General features: G+C 53.2%; 16 protein-coding genes and 1 tRNA gene. 8 read left to right on the top strand and 9 right to left on the bottom strand.

What is annotated here, in order from left to right:
* The first annotated feature begins 68 nt into the window (after positions 1–68).
* Positions 69–2,978: an FAD-binding and (Fe-S)-binding domain-containing protein gene (locus A7E48_RS05645; RefSeq protein ID WP_068170597.1), complete on the top strand. Its 2,910-nt coding sequence runs from the start codon at positions 69–71 to the stop codon at positions 2,976–2,978.
* An 84-nt stretch (positions 2,979–3,062) separates the two neighbouring features.
* A tRNA-Pro gene (locus tag A7E48_RS05640) sits at positions 3,063–3,136 on the top strand.
* 68 nt (positions 3,137–3,204) lie between these two features.
* On the opposite strand, the gene A7E48_RS05635 is transcribed toward A7E48_RS05640, so the two are convergent.
* A complete protein-coding gene (locus A7E48_RS05635) occupies positions 3,205–5,406 on the bottom strand; it encodes an efflux RND transporter permease subunit (RefSeq protein WP_068170595.1) in 2,202 nt (733 codons plus the stop codon).
* Between the two features lie 66 nt (positions 5,407–5,472).
* Positions 5,473–6,486, bottom strand: coding sequence for a DUF418 domain-containing protein (locus A7E48_RS05630; RefSeq protein WP_068170592.1), 1,014 nt, complete (start codon positions 6,484–6,486; stop codon positions 5,473–5,475).
* A gap of 128 nt (positions 6,487–6,614) precedes the next feature.
* On the opposite strand from A7E48_RS05630, the gene A7E48_RS05625 reads away from it, so the two are divergent.
* A complete protein-coding gene (locus A7E48_RS05625; protein WP_068170590.1) occupies positions 6,615–7,988 on the top strand; it encodes a cation:proton antiporter in 1,374 nt (457 codons plus the stop codon).
* Between the two features lie 179 nt (positions 7,989–8,167).
* On the opposite strand, the gene A7E48_RS05620 is transcribed toward A7E48_RS05625, so the two are convergent.
* From A7E48_RS05620 to A7E48_RS05610, 3 genes are read right to left on the bottom strand one after another with little or no spacing between them, the layout of a single operon-like run.
* Positions 8,168–8,809 carry an LUD domain-containing protein gene (locus tag A7E48_RS05620; RefSeq protein ID WP_068170588.1) on the bottom strand — a complete coding sequence of 214 codons (642 nt, stop codon included), beginning with the start codon at positions 8,807–8,809 and terminating at the stop codon, positions 8,168–8,170.
* Positions 8,809–10,443 carry a LutB/LldF family L-lactate oxidation iron-sulfur protein gene (locus A7E48_RS05615; protein ID WP_068170586.1) on the bottom strand — a complete coding sequence of 545 codons (1,635 nt, stop codon included), beginning with the start codon at positions 10,441–10,443 and terminating at the stop codon, positions 8,809–8,811. Before A7E48_RS05615 ends, A7E48_RS05620 begins: the two co-directional genes overlap by 1 nt.
* A gap of 2 nt (positions 10,444–10,445) precedes the next feature.
* Positions 10,446–11,246 carry a (Fe-S)-binding protein gene (locus A7E48_RS05610; protein ID WP_068170584.1) on the bottom strand — a complete coding sequence of 267 codons (801 nt, stop codon included), beginning with the start codon at positions 11,244–11,246 and terminating at the stop codon, positions 10,446–10,448.
* Between the two features lie 361 nt (positions 11,247–11,607).
* Between A7E48_RS05610 and A7E48_RS05605 the strand changes: the two genes are divergently transcribed.
* Positions 11,608–13,290 carry an L-lactate permease gene (locus A7E48_RS05605; RefSeq protein WP_068170583.1) on the top strand — a complete coding sequence of 561 codons (1,683 nt, stop codon included), beginning with the start codon at positions 11,608–11,610 and terminating at the stop codon, positions 13,288–13,290.
* A gap of 296 nt (positions 13,291–13,586) precedes the next feature.
* Here the strand turns inward: A7E48_RS05605 and A7E48_RS05600 are convergent, their stop codons facing one another.
* From A7E48_RS05600 to A7E48_RS05585, 4 genes are all read right to left on the bottom strand, one after another.
* Positions 13,587–14,519 (bottom strand): phosphoribosylaminoimidazolesuccinocarboxamide synthase, encoded by a 933-nt coding sequence (locus A7E48_RS05600; protein ID WP_068170581.1) that lies wholly within the window; start codon positions 14,517–14,519, stop codon positions 13,587–13,589.
* 93 nt (positions 14,520–14,612) lie between these two features.
* The gene (gene purD / locus A7E48_RS05595) at positions 14,613–15,899 is read right to left on the bottom strand and encodes a phosphoribosylamine--glycine ligase (RefSeq protein ID WP_068170579.1); all 1,287 of its coding nucleotides are present in this window, start codon (positions 15,897–15,899) and stop codon (positions 14,613–14,615) included.
* Between the two features lie 54 nt (positions 15,900–15,953).
* Complete coding sequence (locus tag A7E48_RS05590) at positions 15,954–18,653, bottom strand: MMPL family transporter (RefSeq protein WP_068170577.1); 2,700 nt, start codon at positions 18,651–18,653, stop codon at positions 15,954–15,956.
* Between the two features lie 32 nt (positions 18,654–18,685).
* Positions 18,686–19,378, bottom strand: coding sequence for a TetR/AcrR family transcriptional regulator (locus tag A7E48_RS05585; RefSeq protein ID WP_068170575.1), 693 nt, complete (start codon positions 19,376–19,378; stop codon positions 18,686–18,688).
* Between the two features lie 246 nt (positions 19,379–19,624).
* Between A7E48_RS05585 and A7E48_RS05580 the strand changes: the two genes are divergently transcribed.
* The 4 genes from A7E48_RS05580 to purF form a co-directional block, all read left to right on the top strand.
* Positions 19,625–20,644 (top strand): asparaginase, encoded by a 1,020-nt coding sequence (locus A7E48_RS05580; RefSeq protein WP_068170573.1) that lies wholly within the window; start codon positions 19,625–19,627, stop codon positions 20,642–20,644.
* Positions 20,644–21,027, top strand: coding sequence for a sterol carrier family protein (locus tag A7E48_RS05575; RefSeq protein ID WP_068169405.1), 384 nt, complete (start codon positions 20,644–20,646; stop codon positions 21,025–21,027). The genes A7E48_RS05580 and A7E48_RS05575 overlap by 1 nt, the downstream gene beginning before the upstream one ends.
* Positions 21,028–21,182: 155 nt before the next feature.
* Positions 21,183–21,518 (top strand): hypothetical protein, encoded by a 336-nt coding sequence (locus A7E48_RS10985; RefSeq protein ID WP_083147164.1) that lies wholly within the window; start codon positions 21,183–21,185, stop codon positions 21,516–21,518.
* A 135-nt stretch (positions 21,519–21,653) separates the two neighbouring features.
* On the top strand, positions 21,654–23,234 hold a 1,581-nt coding region (gene purF, locus A7E48_RS05565), incomplete at its 3' end, for an amidophosphoribosyltransferase (RefSeq protein ID WP_141669386.1).

Below are 23,234 nucleotides of genomic sequence, written 5' to 3'. Positions count from 1 at the left end.
TAATTCTCCGCTTTCCTGTTCAAACAGACTAGAGTGAAAGAAATATCCCCTAGTTTGCGAGGTCAATTATGCCCACCGTGACTCATACTCCTGATGCACTCAAAAATGGAGTGCAGGAGGACTTTATCAAGCTCACCTCGGCGTTGCAGGGTGCGATGGATGAAAAGAACTTTTCAGGGCGAGAGATTGACCGGTTAGCAATTGCCCACGATGCCTCGCATTATCTTTTGGTACCCGGCGGTATTGTTCGACCCGAAAATGCCCAGGACATCGGTAAAATTTTCGCTGCTGCCCGCGAGCATCAGATCCCTCTAGCTTTCCGTTCCGGGGGTACATCGCTGTCTGGTCAATCTTCTTCTGACGGTATTTTGCTGGATACCCGCAAGCACTTCAAGAAGATTGAGGTACTTGATTCAGGACGGCGAGTACGGGTCGAGCCCGGTGCTACGGTCATGATGGTCAACAACCATCTGGCGCCCTACGGATATAAGTTAGGGCCTGATCCGGCGTCCTGGTCCGCATGCACCATCGGTGGAGTAGTCGCTAACAATTCCTCGGGAATGAGTTCTGGCACCGAGTTCAACACCTATAACACACTGGATTCTATGGTGTTCGTGCTGCCTTCTGGCACCGTTATTGATACAGCAGACCACGATGCCGATGCCCAGTTACGCGAACAAGAACCTGAGATCCACGAAGGACTTATTCGCCTGCGCAAGCGGGTAGTAGAAAATCCTGCCTCTGTCGATAAAATCCGCCAGCAGTTCTCTATGAAGAACACCATGGGCTACGGCATCAATGCTTTTCTGGATTTTGAAAAACCTGTGGATATTCTGGAACATCTGCTGATTGGCTCAGAGGGAACCCTAGGATTTATTGCCTCGGCGACCTATCGAACCCTCCCCATTTTGCCAGCTGTCACCACGGGTTTGTTGGTTTTCAAAAATCTGATTGACGCCTCTGAGTCCATTCCTGATTTGATAGCTCACGACACAGCTACCGCCGAATTGCTGGATGCCACCTCTATCCGGGTAGCTCAGCGAACCGGTTTGGTAGCCGATGCGCTGGCACAGATTAATGTAGAGAACCACGCGGCAGTGCTCGTAGAATTTCAGGGGCAAACCCAGGGTGAGATTGATGAGCTTTCCCACCGCGCCGAACCGCTCTGGAAATCGCTTGATTTAGCGTCTCCGGTAACAATGAGCTCGAACCCAGCAGAGCGCAATAAGCTCTGGGCTGCACGCCGCGGGCTCTACACCACGGTTGCGGGCAACCGCCCCTCAGGTACCAACGCGCTGCTTGAGGACGTCGTCGTACCCGTCCAACAGCTAGGAGAGACCTGTAGAAATCTCAGCGAATTGTTCGACCAGCACGGCTACCGGGACTCCGTCATCTTCGGCCACGCGAAGGACGGCAATATTCATTTCATGCTCAACGAGCAGTTTAATGATGCCGCCCAACTCAGCCGCTATCAAGCCTTTACCGAGGACATGGTAGAACTGATTCTCGGAAATGCCGGCTCGCTCAAGGCAGAACACGGAACGGGTCGGATTATGGCTCCGTTCGTGCGCCAGCAGTACGGGGATGAGCTCTATGAAATCATGGTAGCTATCAAACGCCTCATTGACCCCACCGGCATGCTCAACCCCGGTGTGCTCATCAACGAAGATAAGCAATCACTAGTTCAGAACCTCAAGGTTGCAGAAGAAGTAGAAGATACCGTCGACCGTTGTGTGGAGTGCGGATATTGCGAGCCAGCATGCCCGTCTAAGGACCTCACGCTGACACCACGCCAGCGCATTGTGATTCGGCGGGAAATGAAAAATGCTGAGGCAGCCGGGGATACCGAGTTACTGAACCGGCTCCAGCATGACTACCGTTACTCGGGTATTGAGACGTGCGCGGTTGATGGTATGTGCCTGACACGCTGCCCCGTGCACATCAATACCGGTGACCTCATCCGAGACCTGCGTGCCAAAAATCAAAACCCTGTGGCTGCACAGGGGTGGAAGGTAGCGGCTCAGGGCTGGGGAGCTCTCGCCCCTGCTGCCTCTCAGGCGCTCAACCTCGCTCATCTGGTGCCGTCGCTCCTCCCCCGCACAGCCACCCAAATCGCCCGCAAAGTGCTCGATGAAGATACGGTTCCCCAGTACAACGCGCAGTTACCTGCCGGTGGACGGCGGCGCAAGCCCCGCGCGAACCCACTGGCGGAAATCGTGTTCTTCCCCGCGTGCGTCAACGCAATGTTTGGTGGCGTTGACCACCGGGGCAAGGCAGATGAAACCAATGCTTCCCAGGCTTTCGAGCTGCTGTGCGAGCGGGCAGGAATTGAGTTCAATATCCCCACAGGTATTGAGGCGATGTGTTGCGGCACGCCCTGGAAATCCAAGGGTTTTACCTCGGGATATCAGGTGATGAGCGATCGAGTCTTGCAGAATCTCTGGTTGGCGACGCGCGGTGGACGGCTACCGGTGGTCTGCGATGCAACGTCCTGTACCGAGGGTCTAGAAACCATGAAGGCTAAGGTCCGCGCAGCCGCGGAGTATCAGACAGGACGTTCCCTAGACGCCGATGAGCCCGATTTCTCTCGTATTGAGTTCATAGATGCTGTAGCTTTTACTGCCGAGCAGATACTTCCCCGATTAGAGGTCAAGCATAAACTCGATTCGTTGGTACTTCACCCCACCTGTTCCATGACTCACCTGGGCATTCAGCCCCAGTTCGAGATGATTGCACAGGCACTGTCTGAGGACGCCGTCGTCCCCTTGAACTGGGGGTGCTGCGCCTATGCTGGCGACCGTGGAATGCTTCATCCTGAACTGACCGCTTCGGCTACTCGCGCGGAAACTGCAGAAGTCAATGCCCGAGAATATGCTGCCTATGCTTCTTCTAACCGCACCTGCGAGCAGGGAATGACCGAAGCTACCGGGCATACTTATCAAAATATTTTGCAGCTGTTGGAGCGCGCTACGCGCTAGCTCACACATCCCATTCTTTGCGCAGTGTGCACTTTGCGCTAAAATAGAACAGTTGCTTGCAGATTCTTCTGTGAAGTTAACAATCGGGATGTGGCGCAGCTTGGTAGCGCGCGTCGTTCGGGACGACGAGGCCGCAGGTTCAAATCCTGTCATCCCGACAGAATAGAAAAGCCCCAGAAACATGAAGTTTCTGGGGCTTTTTCTTTGTCTCTGAGAGAACGGCTAGTTAGCGCACCTCGGGGCGGTCAAACTCGTTGGGAGAAACGCGCTCCTCCTTAGACAGGCGAGAGGGCCACCAAACCTTGCGTCCAATATCTTCTACTAGCGCGGGGACGAAGAAAGCTCGCACCAGCGTGGCATCGAGTAGCACGCCAAAGGCAACGATAAACGCTAGCTGCACCATGAACATCAGCGGAATTACTGCCAATGCCGCGAAGGTTGCCGCCAGCACGATACCCGCTGAGGTAATCACACCGCCGGTAGCAATCAAACCACGGCGCATACCGGGGCGCGTGCCTATCTTGAGCGATTCTTCTCGCACGCGCGTCATCAAGAAGATGGTGTAATCAATACCCAGTGCTACCAAGAAAACGAACCCGTAGAGAGGTACTGAGGGATCTGCACCGGGGAATTTGAACAGGTGGTCAAAGACCAAAGTAGCGATACCCAAAGTGGCCAGGTAAGACATCAGGGTGATGACAACCAGCAGAATGGGCGCCACGATGGAGCGCAGTAACAACATCAGAATCAGCGTAATGACAACCAAAACGATGGGGATAATGACTACTCGATCACGCTGAGCCGAAACAATCGTGTCGTGATCTGAAGCGGTGTCTCCACCCACGAGTGCATCGGGTGAGACGCTCTTTAGCTTCTCCCGCATCTGCACCACGGTATCGGTAGCTGCCTGGGAGTCAGCGGGGTCGGATAAGGTTACCTGCATTAAGATGCGACCATTAGATTCAGTAGGTTGTGCGTTAGCAATCATGGGTGGCACGTTCTTGGCGCTCTCCCCCACCGGGATGGTGCCCGACGGCGAATCTTGCGAAACTACCGCAACGGAGGAGACACCTGCAAGCTGCTCAATGGCGTCCACCGCTTTGTCTTCATCTGCCGCAGGCAGAATCACGTTAGCCGGTGTACCTGAGCCGCCGGGGAAGTGCTCAGCCAAAACTTCCTGTCCAGTTGACGCTTGGGAACCGCCCAAGACCAAATCAGACTGGCGAACACCCTCAGCTTTGAAGCCGGTGGAAACTACCACAAAAATCGCGAGCCCAACAAAGCAAACTATCCAGATGGGGCGGGGTTTTGCTGCCACAAAATCTGCAATCTTGGTCCACAGCTTCGAGTCATGTTCCACACCGTGCTCAGCGGCATGGGAGTCGAATCGAGGACGCGCGGGCCAGAACACCGCGCGTCCGCACAGGGCGAGCGCTGCGGGGAGGAAGGTCAAAGATGCCAGCATTGCCAGCACAATACCGGTAGCCGCTACAGGGCCCAGTGCTTTGTTGGAAGCAAGCTCGGAGAAAAGCAGGCACAGCAAACCGGCGATGACGGTACCGCCCGATGCTGCAATGGGCTCAATCGAACCGCGCCATGCTGCCTTGGTAGCGGCAAAACGATTCTGGTGGGCGATGAGTGCCTCACGGTAGCGCGCCACGTAGAGCAGGGCGTAATCGGTGGCGGCGCCCACCACCAGGATAAGCAAAATGCCCTGAACCTGCCCGTTGATTTTCACCCAACCAGCATCTGCCATATGCCAGACCACAAAGATTGCGCCAGAGAGCGCGACCATGGAGGACATCAACACGATGAGGGGCAAGATAGGTGAGCGGTAAACAATGAGAAGGATAACGAAGACTACGGCGAGGGCTACCAGCAGTAAAATGCCATCGATGCCGGCAAACGCCTGCGTGAGATCAGAGGCGAAACCGGCAGGTCCCGTCACATAGCCTTCTAGACCTTCGGGTGCGTTCTCGATTTCCGAACGGATGGTCTCGACGTTATCTGCCAGCGCCTCAGGGTCACTTAGCGGAATGACGATTTGCGCGGCTTTGCCGTCCTCAGAGGGGATTACCGGGGACGCCTGGTCAAAGGCTACTCCGGCGTCCTTAAATTTTTCAGGCAGGGACTGCAGATAGGTGTTCTGCTCCTTGCTCAGTTTCTGATCAGATTCAAACAGAATGATGGCAGGGGCAGAATCTGAATCATAAAAGTCAGTAATCTGCTGGGCAACCTTCGTGGAATCCGAGGAAGCGGGGAGAAAGTCCGTGGAAGAGTTGGTGGAGACTTCGGAGATTTTGCCAAAGTAAGGTCCGCCAGTACCAGCTACGCCGATCCATACAATGACAAGAGCGGCGGCGAGAAGTACACGTAACCAGTTCTTCGGCCTTTGTTGAGTAGGGGCTGAGGTACTTGAAGAGGGCATGAAAAACCTTGGTGGGGAAGACGACGATGGTTACCTTCCACCCTATACAAAGTTGGGGTATCTTACCTAGCGGCGTCCGGAAACCCATCCTAAAACGGTCTCCACAGGCCCTCGGGCTGCAAAGGTCCCACCGAGTAAACGGTGCCAAAGGTTCGCAAAGACGAGGGCGAAGATGATGAGCCCTACCATGACCCACCATGAATCGTCAGTACCTCCCCAGCTTTTCTCTTGCGCCAGCTTCACATACCCCGCCAGCAAAGCCAGTTGAGCGAGATAGAGGGTGAGGGTCATTCGACCGGTGACAGCTAATGGTTCTAGAGCAGACGGCCGGGAGCTGAAGATACGAGCAAGGAGGGAGCACCAGCAGACGGTGGCTACCGCCAGGAGCATATCGAACCCCACTTCCCAGCGGTTACCGGTATAGGGGAAGAACTCGAACTGTTGGCTGGCATACCACCACGTAGAGCCCGCTGCCAGGGTAAAGACCAGAGCGCCGGCTATGTCACCGGCGGCTCCCCACCGGTGCATCAAACGAATCAGAACAATTCCAGCGCACGCCCACCCCAGCATGGTAAAGACACGATAAGAAGACCCTTCGAACATCCACAGGGTCAGATAGTGCATCCATGAGCCCGACTGATAAAGCTGCACATGCAGCTCATCAAAAGCAGTGATAGCCCAGGGAGTAAACCACCAAAAAAGAAGGGCCAACACCGCTAGCACCGCCGTCGGTAAATAAACCAAAAGAGCCGCAAAAAGACTCAACACCCCCAAATAAGGCAGAACATTATCAACCTGCGCGCCCCAGGTATCAGACCATAATCCGAGAAAAATCAGTGCGAGAGCTCTCACCACCGAACCGGCAAAAAGAGCAGAAAATGTCATGCGGTCGGCAGAAAGATCAGCAGACACACCCACTAATAAGGCAAAAAGCGCTACGGTAAGAAACTCTGTCAGGTTCAGGACGCCGGCGGGACCAGGGGAAGGCGCGGTATGCGCTACAAACATACTCAATAGCGCCACACAACGTGCTATATCGATACCGATGAGTCTGCCGCCTGGGGAAAATGCAGCGGTCATTCATGGCTCCTCATAGGGTGAAACAGGGGTGACGAGGTACAGCCTACCTTGGGTGCCCCCACTTTGGAGGCAACCCGCAAAAGAGAATAGAATGTGCAGGTCTTCTCCCCGAACTCAAGGAACTCATTGTGAACACTGCTTACGCTGTCTCTCACGCTGCGCTGCTCGCCAGCTCTGAAACGGCAAACACCAGCGCTTATATCTCGATGTTCTGGATTGCACTGGCTGCGATGCTCTCGCCTTTGATTTCTTCCATGACCGGTAAGAAGTTACCCGACGTCGTCATCCTTCTAGTACTGGGCATTATCATCGGCCCTCACGCGCTAGGACTGGCAGATACGTCCAACGGTGTCTCTCTGCTGAAAGATTTAGGGTTAGGCATTCTGTTTCTTATTGCTGGCTATGAAGTCAATGCCAGTGCCCTCAAAACGCGCCAGGGCGGATTTGCTGCGGGCACCTGGTTGGTGAGTTTTGCCCTGGGGCTGGTAGTTGGCGGGGTAGTCACCGGATGGGCGGAAGGCATCGATGAGATGGCGGTGTTTGCTATTGCGCTCACCTCTACTGCGCTGGGCACTATCTTGCCGATGGTGCGTAATAACGGTAAGACGGGCACTCGATTAGGTGATGCTATCTTAATTCACGGCGCCATCGGTGAGGTACTTCCTATCTTTGCTATGGCGTTGCTCCTATCCCGCCATAACACGCTAATTTCCGTGCTCATTCTGCTGGGTTTCATGCTGGTGGCTTTTATTACCGCAGTAGTTCCTCACCGCGCTTTCGAGCATATTCCGGGATTACGCCGCACAATGGCGGCAAACGCCAGCGCCACCACCCAAACCATGTTGCGCCTTGCCATGCTTATTTTAGTGACTCTGATGATGGCCGCTGCGGTCTTTGAACTCGACGTAGTGCTGGGGGCATTTGCTGCAGGCATCATCTTGCGCTCTCTTACGCCTCACGGTGCCTTTGAGCCTTTCTCTAAGCGTCTTGACGTGCTGGGGTTCAGCTTCCTCATCCCACTATTTTTCGTCTGTTCCGGCATGGGTATCAAGGTTTCAGTCCTCGCCGAAGAACCACTCGTGCTCATCGGAATCGTCTTTGCGCTCTTGACAGTGCGCGGGCTTCCCGTCGTCCTCTGCGAAATCTTCTTTAATACCCACTCCGGTTTGGAATCTACCCATGAGCGGGTTCAGCTGGGGCTCTACGCAGCGGCGGGCCTGCCCATTCTGGTGGCAGTCACCAACGTAGCGCTCCATAATGCACTCATTTCAGAAAAAGCCGCCTCACTGTTGGTAGCAGGCGGGGCTCTGACCATCCTTATTTTTCCCTTGCAGGCAACAGCAATACACCGAATTTTTGGATCAACGGTTAAAGAACCACAGGTGAGTAGCACTAAAGAGAAAATTAATCGGAAAAAGAGTGAGCGCACGAAAACCGTACGCACGGTAACTTCTACGATGCCGGTGGTTAAGCCTTCGAAGGCTACTGAGAAGACCAACTAAGAACCTACTTTTTAGTTGGACTAACTACTGGTGAAAAGTACATGACCCTGGTAAAGATACACATGTAATTATGTATCTTTACCAGGGTCATGTACTTTCACGAGATTTGTTTTACAAGCAGGTAAACCGGGGTGGTCTTGCTACTTCGCTACGCATCGCTTAAGCGAAAAGAATTCAAATTATTGGAGAATAATGACGTCCAAAGTACGCGGACCATGGACACCCTCCACACGAATTAATTCGATATCGCTTGTTGCCGAGGGACCAGAAATCATGGTCACTGGACGTTTGTAATCGATACGTTCAAACGCTTCAGGAATAAGTTCAACGATAGTGTCTTCCTTTACCACGCAGATATGATGGTCGGGAACCAAGGTAATTGCTCGACGTCCCTCATCAGAATTGGTGTTCAGGAAGATAGTGCCTGTCTCAGCGCAAGAAACGGTGGAGTTAGTCACCACAGCATTGACGCTGTCGAGTTCACGAGTGGATAGAGTACCTGCCTTCTTGAGGTTACCAGCGTCAAAGATTCTCGACCGACGCGCGGTATCTTCAGGCAACCATGACTCCTTGATACCCACGGGAACAACATAGCGGCTGGCGTCCTGTAAGAGCTCGTCAATCCGATGAGCGATGGTTTCCTCGGTAGCGTAGAAAACATTCGCCTTATAATCAATCAGGCGGTCCACCAGCATCTCCAAAGTTGCTTCTTTGGAGAGCTTGCTAGTTCGGCGATAGTTACGAATTGGCTCAGCGGGTGAAGGATGATCGCTCAATGATGAACGGATACGCCCTAAAATATCTTCTTTCGCGGTGCTCATTATTGCTCCTTCTCCTCTGCGGGGTATGCGATGGTCTGCCCCCGTTGCTCGGCCTGCTGGTGAGCCTCCACGACTTTGCCCTTATTCTGTTCGATGAGAGCCTGGATGTCCACGCGCTCTGATGAATCACGTCGGGAAGCCTTGGGAGCTTCCTTCTTCCACCAGTTGCGGAATGATTCCTTGGGTGGCTCAGGAATATCACGATATTTAGTCCATCCACCCACCAGACCAGGGAATTTAGAAATCTTGTGGTCCTTACCAGTAACCAGCTTAGACATAGGAAGTCCCTTTTCAGCTAGAGACATGAGTTTGCCTGAGCTAAACAGTTGCTTGGCTCCAAACATCATGGCATCCATCTGGTAATGAGGGTCTTTCTTTCCGCCCTTGAAGTCACCCTGAGCTTTCTCATGGTCTACCGCTTTGCCGCGGAGGTGGACGAGAACATCGGGAATATTAATCTTCACAGGGCATGCGTCATAGCAGGCGCCACACAGTGATGATGCAAAAGGCAAGGAGGAGTTGTACTCATTTTCGATACCACCGAGTTGGGGGGATAGAATCGCGCCAATAGGACCGGGGTAGGTCGATCCGTAGGCGTGTCCGCCTGCTCGCTCATAAACGGGGCAAACATTCATACATGCTGAGCATCGAATGCAGTGAAGAGCTTGACGACCAACCTCATCGTCAAGTACTGCAGTACGCCCGTTATCGATAAGGATGACGTGCATGTTCTGGGGTCCGTCTCCAGGGGTTACACCTGTCCACAGGGAGGTGTAGGGGTTCATGCGTTCACCTGTAGAAGAACGTGGCAGCAGCTGGAGGAAGACTTCAAAATCTTCGAAAGAAGGCAAAAGTTTCTCGATGCCCATGAAGGAAATCAGAGTATCTGGAAGGGTGAGGCACATACGTCCATTACCTTCAGATTCGACAATGCTTAAGCTACCGGTTTCTGCGATGCCGAAGTTAACGCCAGAGACAGCAACCTTGGACTGGAGAAACTTATCGCGCAACCGGATTCGGGAAGTTTCCGCAAGATCGGCAGGATCATTGGAGAGGTCAACACTCACTCCATCAATCTTTTTCAGGAAAATATCGCGAATCTGGGTGCGGTTGAAGTGGATTGCCGGTACCAAAATATGCGAAGGTCGATCATCTGCTAGCTGGACAATTTCTTCAGCCAAGTCAGTTTCGATAGCCTCAACGCCATTTTCACGCAGATACTCATTGAGTCCGGTTTCCGCGGTTGCCATGGACTTAATCTTGATGACTTCATCTACACCTTCCGCACGAATCAAATCGAGGGCAATCTGGTTAGCCTCTTCCGCGTTCCGTGCCCAATGTACGTGTCCACCGGCAGCAGTGAAGTTCTTCTCGAACATTTCAAGATATTCGGGAAGGTTTGCCATAACACGCTGCTTAATCATAGAACCCGCAGTACGCAAATCCTGCCAGTCAGGTAATTCACCGACCACGTGTTCACGCTTAGTACGAATCTTATGGGTGGCAAAGCCCAGATTGGCACGGAGCTGTTCATTCGTCAGCTCTTTCGCAGCATACTTGGGGAATGCTTCGGTTTCGAAGATGTTGCCCTCACCGTGATAAACGCGGGGCATTCCAAGAGATACAGCTGTCATGGTTATTTTCCTCCTGCGATGCTCAGTGAGACAGGTCCATCAATTTTTAGCGGGCTTTCCTTCGTGGAGGCAAGGATTTCAGCAAAGTGTAATGTGCGAACATCTGACTTCTTACGAGAGAGTGCTCCACCGATGTTCATAAGACAAGAAACGTCGCCTCCAGCACACACGCTGGCCCCTGTCTTTTCAATATGCATAACCTTATCGGCAACCATAGCGCCAGATGTATCAGCATTTTTGAAGGAAAAAGTTCCGCCGAAGCCACAGCACTGATCAATATCTTCAATTTGGGTATATTCCAAACCTTCAACGGTTCTCAACAGGTCCTGCTGGCGAGTTCCTAAGTGGAGAAGGCGCATACCGTGACATGAACTATGGAAAGTTACATGGTGGGGGAAATAGGAACCTAGCTGCTCGGAAGCATTGGTGATGCCCAAAACGTCAATCAGCAAGTTTGAAAGCTCAAAAGTGCGATCGGCCAACATCTCTGCTCGTTTGGCGAGATCCTCATTGCCACCGTGACGGGCAATCATTGGCTGTTGGTGACCTAATGAAGCTACGCAAGATCCCGAGGGAGCCACGGCTACATCAAAGTCCCATTCTTCAAATGATTCCACATGGTTCTTGACGATGGGGTAAGCGTCATCAAAGTACCCGGAGTTCACATGCATCTGTGAGCAACAAGTCTGCCCTTGGGGATACACAACTTCGTGGCCAAGACGTTCGAGGATATCAACAGTTGCCTTCGCAACTTTGGGATACATACCATCTACGATGCACGTTGAAAAGAGTGCTATTCGCATTGACTCGCTCCATAACTACTGCGATTTTGGCTTCAGCAGCGATAATTTGGACCATATTCTGTCGTAAGTTGATGTACTCATGACAAGAATTAATGAATTTACTTTTCATCTATCTAAACATGCTTGAAAGCGTACTTACGAATGCAATAAGCGCATTTTTTCTTAACTTATTAAAGACTTCAGCATGAAATGCATCAAAAAAGCTGACTTGACCGCCAAAATTGAAGAGGTTTTCACCTTCCTTCACCGCCTCTCGGTGAGATAGGCTACAGTAAACTATTCACAGATTTTCTGGTCTGACCACATCACACATCAAATAACACCTTCGCGGAATCGCGAAGACCCCTCTCCTAGGAAAAGTATGAATACTTTCTTCGCTGAAACTGACGCGGTAGGTGGAAGCCTTGGGCTTTCCGCAGCGGTAGCAGCTCTGCCCTTAGTCACCTTCTTTATTATGTTGCTGGGTGTAAAAGCCCGTGCACACGTCGCTGGTTTAGTGTCGCTTATCGTTGCGATCTTAGTTGCAATCTTTGGCTTCAGTATGCCCTGGGATTTGGCAGGCATGTCCGCTATTCGCGGTGGACTTTACGGTGCTTTTCCCATCGTCTGGGTTATCCTCATGGCAATTTGGTTTTACCAAATTACCGTTCTCTCTGGACGCTTTGAAGATCTCCGTCGAACCTTTGATGCTATTGGCGGTGGAGATTTACGTATCCAGGCAATTCTAATCGCTTTCTGCTTCGGCGGTCTGTTGGAAGCTCTCGCTGGCTTCGGCGCACCCGTTGCAATTACTGCCACAATGATTTTGGCCCTGGGCGTTAAACCCCTTAAAGCCGCTATTACGGTTTTGATTGCTAATACCGCTCCGGTAGCTTTTGGCGCGGTGGCAATCCCTATCACTACTGCTGGCGAAGTTGGTGGCAAAGATGCAGCAACTATCGGTGCTATCGTTGGCCATCAGGCTCCTTTCTTAGCATTTTTTGTTCCCCTCATTTTGCTTTTCATCTTGGACGGAATGAAAGGCGTTAAGGATGCTTGGGTGCCTGCGGTCATCATTGGTGCTTCGTTTGCCGTTGCCCAGTGGTTTACTGCGACCTATTTCGCTTACCAACTGACCGACGTTATTGCTTGCATTGTTTCCCTTGGCGTAGCCGTAGTCTTCCTTCGGTTCTGGAAACCTCGTGGTGTTGCCGGGGTTCGCGAGCGATACAACTTACCACCCTTGGATGTAAACGCCAAGAGTGACCTCACCCCTATGCGGGTATGGATGGCTCTTATGCCCTATGCCATCGTTGTACTCATCTTTGGTATCGCTAACCTGGCAACCGGGGTTGCTACCTGGCTCAAGACCACCAACGTTGCCGTGCATATGCCTTTGCTCAAAGAGCGACTGGTGACTGCGGCCGGTAAACCAGTCAAGTCTGATTATTCTTTTACTTGGTTGAATAACCCCGGTTCCTTCCTGCTTATCTCGGGCATCATTGTGGCTATTCTCTACATGATTTTCAACGAAAAGGGTCGCTATGCCTTGCGCTTTGGCGATGTCGTTCAAGAAATCGGACGCACCGCGTATCGTATGCGTTATTCCGCTCTGACGATTGTTTTGGTTCTTGCTCTCGCTTATGTCATGAACTACTCTGGCCAAACTGTAGCCATGGGTGAATTTGTTGCAGGTCTTGGACCAATCTATGCCTTCCTAGCCCCCTCGCTAGGATGGATTGGTACCGCAGTAACAGGATCCGACACCTCAGCGAACGCTCTCTTCTCTAAGCTCCAGGTAGCAGCTGCAGATAACCTAAGCCACCAGGGCGTCACCGGAGTAACTCCTGAGCTTTTGCTAGCTGCGAACACCACGGGTGGTGTTGTCGGTAAGATGATTTCACCCCAGTCCTTAGCTATTGCGGCTACCGCAGTGGATATGGAAGGTAAGGAGTCTGAGATTTTCAAGGCGGTACTCCCCTGGTCCATGGTGTTCCTCCTTGCGGTCTGCACCCTGGTCTTCCTCCAAACTAACGTTTTGCATTTTTTGGTTACCGGGCACTAACTCATATATTTAGTAACGCTAACCACTTCAGCGGCATTCACCCATGCAGGGAGATGCCGCTGAAGGGCTTTAAGAACAAGAAATACACGCGGCAAGGCTCAGATTACGATTATCCGGGAGTCGGAATAAGAGCTACAGTGAAAAAGCGTGGTCACTTCACGAAAAGACCCTCCAACACCAGCACAGAAATATTCTGGCTGCTGAGGAGGGTCGTAATGCTCAAGCCGCACAAGAGCATATTTTATGGTTCTACCGACTGACCAATATCCAAAAATAAAGGCAAAATTACACCGGATTTATGCTTTGAAAGTCTCACCTGTCAAACGCTCGAAGGCTTCAACATACCGCGCCCGGGTCTTCTCAATAATCTCCTCAGGTAGCGCGGGAATAGCTCCCTTGCCGTCCCAACCTGACTCGTCTGACTTCAGCCAGTCACGGATGAACTGTTTATCAAAGCTAGCCTGTGACTGACCGGGGGCATATTTTTCTGCGTCCCAGAAACGGGATGAATCAGGGGTGAGAACCTCATCGCCCAAAGTAATTTCGCCACGGTAGGAATCAAGCCCGAACTCCACCTTAGTATCGGCAATAATAATGCCGCGCTCCCGAGCAATCTTCTCTGCAGTGGAATAAACATACAGGGTGAGCTCTTCAAGGCGCTCGCCAATGGGCTGACCTACTTCTTCGTAGAGCTGCTCGTAAGTAATCTGCTCGTCGTGTTCTCCGACCTCCGCTTTCCCGGTAGGGGTGAAAACGGGCGGGTCGAGGCGGGAGCCATCCACTAAACCAGCGGGAAGGTGAACATTGGCGATGCTGCCGGTTTCGTTGTAGCTCTGCAAGCCAGAACCGGTCAGGTAACCGCGGGCGATGCACTCTACAGGAAACATATTGAGCGACTTACAAATCATTGCTCGACCAGCAACGACGTCGGGCACGTCGGTGGACAGCACGTGGTTCGGTACGCCGTCAAGCTGCTTGAACCACCACAGCGAAAGCTGCGTAAGAATCTTGCCCTTATCAGGAATATCGTTAGGAATTACCTGGTCGAAGGCACTAATACGGTCAGAAGCAACCACCATGACAGAACCGGCGCGCAACTCCGCGTCGTCTTTGACGCAGATACCCGTGACATCGCTAGCTCCCTCATTCGGCACGTACAATTCGCGTACCTTACCCGAGTAAACGTGAGTCCAGCCGGGAATCTCAAGTGGGGTATTTCGAGAGCTCATTATTCTCCTGTGTGTTCAGTGTTGTTGAAGTGGGATAAGGAAAAAAGATAGAAGCGAAATCAGCGACCACCCTGTATGGGTAGCCACTGAAGTTTAGTGAGATGAAGTATCTGGAACGCGAATCTTGTTTTCTGCTGCAGCTTGGGCGATGTCGGAGCGGTACTGCGCGCCGTCCCAGCTGATTTTTTCGACCCCGGCGTAGGCTGCCTGGCGGGCTTCGACGAGGGTATCGCCGAGGGCAACGACAGCAAGTACGCGCCCACCTGCGGTGATAATTCCGCCGTCTTTCTCGGCGGTGCCCGCATGGATTACGTGAACGTTTTCTAGCTCATTAGCCTCGTGCAAGCCTGAGATTACATCACCTTTTTGCGGGGTGTCCGGGTAGTTCTTAGCAGCCATGACCACATCGAGGGCGGTCCGAGAATCCCACTCCAGCTCGCCTTGGACATCAAGTTTGCCACGAGCGGCTGCTAGCAAGAGTTGCCCCAGAGGGCTCTTGAGGCGGGAGAGAACTGCCTGAGTTTCGGGGTCTCCAAAACGAGCATTAAATTCAATGACGCGGATGCCGCGCTTTGTCACTGCCAGACCGCAGAACAAAACGCCATTGAAAGGAGTTCCACGCCGAGCCATCTCACCGATGGTGGGGCGAGCTACGCGTTCAACGACTTCTTCAACGAAGCCTTCAGGCAACCATTCCAAGGGAGAATACGCACCCATGCCGCCGGTATTGGGGCCTTCGTCGCCGTCGAAGATGCGTTTGAAGTCTTGGGCAGGTGCTAGAGGTACAACGTTTGTACCATCAGAGAGAACAAAGAGGGAGGCTTCGGGGCCATCAAGGTATTCCTCAATCACAACTGATCCACCCGCTTCAAAGCAGGCCTCAGCATGAGCGATCGCGGCGGCGCGGTCTTCGGTGACCACCACACCTTTACCTGCTGCCAGTCCGTCGTCCTTGACCACATAGGGAGCGCCAAAGGTGTCTAGAGCCTTGATAGCTTCATCGGCATTCGTTGCCACATACGCCAGGGCAGTGGGAACATCCGCTGCCGCCATAATCTCCTTAGCGAAAGCTTTAGAGCCTTCCAGCGCAGCGGCGTCCTGATTCGGACCAAATACATTGATGTCTTTCGCGCGGAGGGCATCGGCCACACCGGCAACCAAAGGAGCTTCGGGGCCAATTACAACTAAATCGACGCCAAGATCCTGCGCCAGCGAAACAGCTGCTTCAGGATTATTAGCGTCGATTTGATGTACAGGTACATCTTGGGAAATGCCCGCATTACCGGGTGCGCTGTGCACCTCTTGAACCTGTGGATCTGCAAGTAATGCTCGGATAATTGCGTGTTCGCGCCCGCCGGGACCAAGTACCAAAACCTTCATTCTCATAGGCTACCCCGAAAGAAGGGGTTTTGGTACTTGGTCGGCTAGCCTCTGCTAGTGCTTTTCGCGTTCTAGCTGGGTGCCTTCGACGTCAAGATCGGGGAGGATTTTATCGAGCCACTTGGGCAACCACCATGCCCTATCACCGAGCAGGTACATCAGCGCGGGGATGAGAGTCATACGAATCACAAATGCGTCGAACAAGACACCCGCCGACAGCGCGAATCCGATGGATGCCATCATGGGATCGCCAGCAAAGACAAAGCCGATAAATACACCCGCCATAATCAACGCCGCAGCAACCACAACGCGAGCGGAATGGTTATAACCCACCACCACTGATTTCTTACCGTTTCGACCATGCGAGTATGCCTCGCGCATGGACGAAACCAGGAATAGCTGGTAGTCCATCGCCAAGCCAAAGAGCACGCCTACGGCAATAATCGGCAAGAAAGAGAGGATAGGCCCGGGGGTCGTTACCCCAAAGAGACTAGCTGCCCAACCCCATTGGAAGACGGCGGTGGTCGCACCGAATGCCGCAGCGAGGGAGAAGAGGAACCCCAGGGTTGCAGTGAGCGGAACCCAAATGGAGCGGAACACCAGAATCAACACCAGCAGGGACAGCCCAATCACAATAGCGATGTAAATGGGGAGTACCTTTGCCAGGTTCTCTGAAATATCAATGTTCATTGCGGTCTGTCCGGTCACACCAAAAGTAACTTCGCCGTCGTCTGTATCCAGCTTCAAGTCGCGGATATTCGAAACGAGATTTTCCGTGGACACCTCAGATGGTCCCGCATCGGGGGTGATTTGGTAGAGCAGAGTGGAATTATCTTTAGAAATCAACGCGGGTATAACCGCTTTGACATCGTTTTGTTCCAGGAGCTTCTGCCCTACTTCAACCTGCAAATCCTTAGCCTGATCTTCGGTAGTTCCATCGGGCAGGTTCGCCGCAGCGATGATGGTACCGTTCTGACCTTCGCCAAAGTTTTCACTAATTGCTTCGTAAGTTTGGTGAGCAGGGGTATCTTCCTTCTGGCTTGCACCGGTGGGAAGGCCCAAACGCATGTCACTCACAGGAAGCGCCACAGCGCCCAGCGCAAGCACCACAGCAATAATAGTCACTACCGGCTTAGCCAAAATCGCCTTCAACCAGCCAGTGGGGCGCTCTTCTTTCTCGGTAGCGGCAACATGCGCAGCTTCAGCGGTTTCAGCGTCGTCGGTATGAAGAGCCGAGCGACGGTCAATATCTGCCCACCGCTTCTTGCTGATAATGCGGCGTCCTACCAGAGAAAGGATGGCTGGCGAGAGCGTGACCGCTACGGCAACCGCCATGAACACGGCAAACGCCGCAGCGTTACCCATGACCGAAAGGAAGGGAATTCCCACCACATTGAGAGCAAGCAAAGCGATAATAACCGTGGTGCCCGCGAAGAGAACAGCGCCGCCAGAGGTACCGGTTGCCAGAGCAATCGACTTCTTCATGTCCATGCCCTGCGCCAAGTTGTTGCGATGGCGGTTCAAGATGAAGAGGGTGTAGTCGATTCCCACAGCCAGGCCCAGCATAGAACCGAGGGCCGGAGTAGTCGACGTCATATCCACTACGCCAGAAAGGGCCAGAGTACCCATCATGGCACCAGCAACACCAATGACCGCCATCAAAATAGGCAGACCAGCAGCAATCAACGTGCCCAGCATGACGAAGAGAATAATCAGAGCCAGAGCAATACCAATCATTTCACCGGTCATGCCCATTTCAGGCCGCTGACCAGAGAGGTTGGTATCGTACAAGACCTTAACCCCGTGATCTTCTAAAGAAGAAAACGCGTCGCGAGTATTCGCCAGATGTTCAGGGCTCACAGCCATAATGTCATCGGTAAAAGAAACTGTTGCAATAGCTGCTGAACCGTTCTCAGAGATAGACGCCGCATCCGAAGTCATATCCAGAAGAGCCTGGTTTCGATCCAGTTCCTTCTTCGCCGCATCAAGTTCGGGGCGCTTCTTCTCTAGCTCAGTGCGACCGTCGTCAACCTGCTTCTGAGCATCTTTAATGAGAGAGCCATCTTCAAGCTTTGCTTTCTGAGCATCAAGCTCCTTCTGGCCTTCTTCCAGCTTCTTCTGCCCCTCTTCAAGCTGCTTTTTCTGCTCCTGCATGTCGGGAGTGAGAGGCAGGTGAAGGGTTTCAGCCATCTGAAGTTGCTGCTGGCCACCTTCAAGTTTTTGACGGTTTGAATCGATATCAGCCTGACCTGCTTCAATCTTGGCGCGAGCCTCAGATTCAAGTGAGCCATCATCGATTTTTTTCTGCGTATCGTCGAGCTGCTTCTTGGCATCAGCCATCTGCTTCTCGCCGTCGGCAACCTTGGTCTTGCCGTCTTCTAGTTGCTTCTTGCCGTCGGCAATTTTCGCAGCGGTGGCAAACGGATCAGTTACGGAATCAACCTGATCAACCCCCTCAGCACGAGAGACGGCATCAGCAACTGCCTTCTTCTGATCCTCAGTGAAAGCAGAACCATTCTCGGTCTCAAGAATCGCCTGACCAAAACCAGCAGTGGTGTTCGTATCAAACTTCTCCGAAAGAGTTTCCTGAACCTGCTGAGCTTCGGTACCGGGGATAGTGATCTGGTTAGTCATTTCACCGCGGAAAGCGGAAAATGAGCCGGCTAAAAGCGCGATAATCACTGCCCAGAGAGCAACAATAGTCCAGGCCTTTCTCGCGGCAAAATAGCCGAGCCGATACAAAAATTTAGACATAATCTTCTAACTCTTGTGAAATTTATAAGGTTCTAAAACTTCGGACGTCCGGTGCTCACCTGGGTGACTCCCCACATCATGTTCTGACGAATTTCCGAATTTGAGTACTGCGAAGGATTCTCTTGCAGCTGTGGGTTTTCGTACATATAACGCCACATGCCAAAAAGCATCCCGGTGAGGAGATTCTGCAGATACAGAGCCAGCTCAACCACTCGCAAATCATCTTCTGCGAGGTAAAGCTCTTGCACATGCTGGCAGAGCGCCATACTCATACTCTGCACGGTGGCAAAGACTTCTTGCCCGATGCTCTCGCCAATGTCCTCAGCGGAACCAAAAGTAGCCGCGAGATTGACGAAGTGGTCAAGAGCTTCAGCGCTTCGCTCCCGCTGCAAGCTTTGGATGAGAAAATCCTCGCAAGCCAGGGGCAGTTGGGAAAGTTCTATCTGAGCAGGGAAAGCATTGACATCTACCAAATCAGCCAGGTGTTGACCCAGACTGGTCAGCAAAATAGCGTCAATGTTTTCAAAGTGATTGAAGATAGTTCGCTCGGAGACTTCGGCCTCAGCCACCAACCTCTTGGTGGTGAGAGCCTGCCGCCCCTCTCGCAGAGCGAGTTCTTCTGCCTCCTGCAAAATGGCTTGATGCGTGGCGGCAGCACGGGCTTTTCGCTTGTCAGAAAAACCCTCTCGCTCGTCCGCACGTATGCAGGAATGTGGAAACTTCATAAATTTACAGTAACTGCAACGATGCAGAAACTGCAATTACCTTCGGGAGTAGTTTGTGCCACATTAATGCAGAAACTGCACAAAGTTTGAGTATCCATGCCCTTACCCTCCGCTCGGCACAGCGTTGGCAAGCGATCCTTCTCGCATGGCTCGCTAGCGCTCGCAAATGCGATTCACGCCAGACCCAGCCAGCTTGCCTCCCGCTGCGCCGAGCTATCGGTGCAGATCCTATGGAATACTTAAAACATGCAGACCTTTTCAGCCTCTGACGCCGTAGAACTCGCCCGCATCGTCCGAAGCGGATTCGTTGAATCCCGCCACGTGGGCTCCGCCGTCGTCCTCTCCCCCGAAGGCAAAGTGGTTGCCGCTCTCGGTGACGTCACGACCCCTATTTTTGCGCGCTCTACGCTCAAGCCGTTCCAGTCGATTGCCTCGATGAACGCGGGGGCTGAACTACAGGGTGCACAGATTGCTTTGGCGTCGGGATCCCATACCGGCTCTTTTGAACATATGAAGGTGGCGCAGTCGATCCTTCAAGAAGCTTCCCTCGACGCTTCCGCTCTTCAGTGCCCCGCCGCTTGGCCTAGTGATGAGTCGAGCTATCACGCGCTGGTTTCCGCCGGACACCCCAAGCAAAAACTTGCCTTCAACTGTTCCGGTAAGCATGCGGCGTTTTTGTGGGGCTGCAAGAAGAGCGGCTGGCCGGTTGAGACTTATCTGGATGCCGAGCATCCCCTCCAAAAACTTACGTTAGAAACTATCAGTGAGTATGCGCAAGAGGAAATCTCCGCAGTGGGTGTTGATGGTTGTGGTGCCCCCGTTGCCGCCATTTCCCTCACCGGTTTAGCTCGCGCTTACTCCACGTTGGGAGCGGCTGTAGAAAACATTCGCGCCGATGCCCGCGCTGCCACGGTCGCCACCGCAATGGTGGATTATCCCGAGTTCGTGCAGGGATATGGGGAGCCGGTCACTGTTCTCATTGAAAAACTGGATGCCGTGGTGAAGAACGGCGCCGAAGGCATTTTGGCGATTGGTCTGCGCTCGGGTGCTTCGGTGGCAGTAAAGGCTTTAGACGGTTCTTCGCGGGCAACTTCGCTGGTGGCTGTGCGACTTTTGGAAGCGTGCGGTTATATTTCTGCCGCCCTTGCCGATGAGTGCGTTGATGCGGTCGTCAGACCCATTTTCGGTGGCGGTGAGCCCGTCGGTTCGATTGAGCTAGGCTTGGCAGTTGAAGAGTTGAAGGAGTCTCTGGGAGCTGATTCCTAATGGCGATTCGGCGCAGAATTTCTGAGGACGACGGTGCAGCAGCAATTTCTGCGGTTCGTGCAGCGCTTTCCTCAGATTCACCGGAAGCTTCTTTTCAGGCACTCTCGCGCAACCAGCGCGCCACTGCGGTGCGCTATCTTTTGGAGGAGTTAGCCACCCTCTCCCCCGGTAACTCGGTGGAAGTCCGAGTGCCGCCCTTCGGCGTCACACAGTGTATTGCCGGTCCGCGACATACACGCGGAACCCCACCAAATGTGGTGGAAATCGACGCTTTCACCTGGTGTTCGGTTGCGTTGGGCGTATCTACGTGGGAAGAGAACGCCACTAAGATTTCCGCTTCAGGGTTACGTTCGGATTTATCAGATCGGATGCCGATTCTTTAAGACGCACGGCGCCCAGCCGTCGCTACCTATGCCACCTTCGAGAACACACCATTTGCCCACCAACACAGCTAAGAACCGTGTGCTGTGGGCATATGGTGTGCTTTCGATTTCGGGCACAAACCCCTGGCCAGTCTCATACGGTAACGTTAAGACCCATGAGCACCGAGCAAAATACCAGCCCCACCTCGCGCACAACACACCAGGACGATCACAGCGATCAGATTGTAAGTGTCCGTCGTGCCCCGTCTATCCCGGCATTCGCCATTACAGGTGGGGTTATCGGTCTAATTGTGGCAACTCTGCTTACCTTCATCTTCACCCCCCCTGAGATGCTAACCCTGGACTATTCTCGTTCAGCTGTATTCGGCGTCCTGGCAGTAGTTATCGGGGCAATTGGCGCGACCGTCGGCATCATCATTGCTCTGATTCTCGACCGTCGTTCGGCAAAAAATCCGGAAACTCTACGTGCCGTTGAAACATCTGACCAATAAGACCACACCTCACGTCTCAATATTTCTCCACTCAACCAGTGCTATCGGTTACACTGGTTAGCGTCTGAGCAAACAGAAATACACCAATTTCTAAGAGCTTCTACCGCATCTCCAACCTCGAAAAGATGGCATTCATTGGTTCGTCCTGACGGAAAACTCACACACGATCTCGATCCAATCGACCACGGCCCCAAAGACGAATGTGGTGTCTTTGGCGTTTGGGCACCGGGCGAAGACGTCGCAAAACTGACCTACTACGGTCTCTACGCTCTGCAGCACCGAGGCCAAGAATCCGCTGGTATTGCAACCAGCGATGGCAACCGCATTAGCGTGTACAAAGATATGGGTCTCGTTTCCCAGGTTTTTGATGAATCAACGCTCGCTCCGATGAAAGGGCATATGGCGGTTGGTCACTGCCGTTACTCCACCACCGGTGCTTCCCACTGGGCTAATGCGCAGCCTACTCTGGGCGATATTCCTTATGGCACGCTGGCGCTTGCGCACAACGGCAACATCACTAACTCTGCTGAACTCTACGACCGTCTGCTAGAGCGCAACGGCGGCGACGCTCCGTTGCGTGGCGAGCTGGCGCAGGGCAACACTACCGACACCGCCTTGGTAACGGCACTTCTTGATAACAGCGATTTTGGTTCGCTCGAAGACGCCGTCCTCGATTTACTCCCCTCGCTTCAGGGCGCTTTCTGCCTAACGTTTATGGACGAGCACACCCTCTACGCCGCACGCGATCCGCAAGGGGTTCGACCGCTGGTTCTCGGCCGTCTTGAACGCGGCTGGGTAGTGGCATCTGAAACTGCTGCGCTGGACATTGTGGGCGCATCGTTCGTCCGCGAAGTTGAACCGGGTGAAATGATTATCATCGACCGCGAAGGTGGTCTCCGCTCACGCCGCTTTGCCGAAGCAAAGCCTGCCGGGTGCGTCTTCGAATACGTGTACTTGGCTCGCCCTGATACCACCATCAACGGACGCTCGGTCTATGAGTCTCGTGTGGAAATGGGTCGCCAGCTCGCCCGCGAACACCAAGTTGAGGCTGACCTTGTGATGCCTACCCCTGAATCCGGTGTGCCTGCAGCGATTGGCTACGCCGAAGAATCAGGTATTCCGTTTGGTAACGGTTTGGTGAAGAATGCCTACGTGGGGCGAACCTTTATTCAGCCCTCGCAGACCATCCGCCAGCTCGGCATCCGGCTCAAACTCAATCCGCTCAAATCAGTGGTCGAAGGCAAGCGTCTCATCGTCATTGACGATTCGATCGTTCGCGGCAACACCCAGCGCGCCCTGGTCCGCATGCTGCGCGAAGCCGGCGCTGCCGAAGTGCACGTTCGTATTTCATCGCCGCCCGTTAAGTGGCCTTGCTTCTACGGCATCGACTTTGCGTCCCGCTCCGAGCTCATTGCAAATGGGCTGGCAGTGGAAGAGATTTGCAATTCGCTCGGCGCTGATTCGCTGGGTTACATCTCTGAAGAGGGCATGATTGCCTCCACCAAGCAGGAACGCAAAAATCTGTGCACCGCATGCTTCACCGGCAACTACCCTATTCCGATTCCCGAGCGAATCGGCAAGAATCTCTTTGACACCAAGGACGGCTCTGCGGGCCCGCTTTCTAGCTCCATTGCCGAGGTGACCGTTGAGCGCCCCGTCGCGCACAAGCCCGAACATGCCCACGCGGTTTCGGTAGAGACCCGCCCCGGCACCGAA

This window comes from Rothia sp. ND6WE1A, assembly GCF_001683935.1.
Lineage (GTDB): Bacteria > Actinomycetota > Actinomycetes > Actinomycetales > Micrococcaceae > Rothia > Rothia amarae.
The sequence above is the reverse complement of the archived record's forward strand: the minus strand, read 5'-3'. Positions and strand labels throughout refer to the sequence as shown.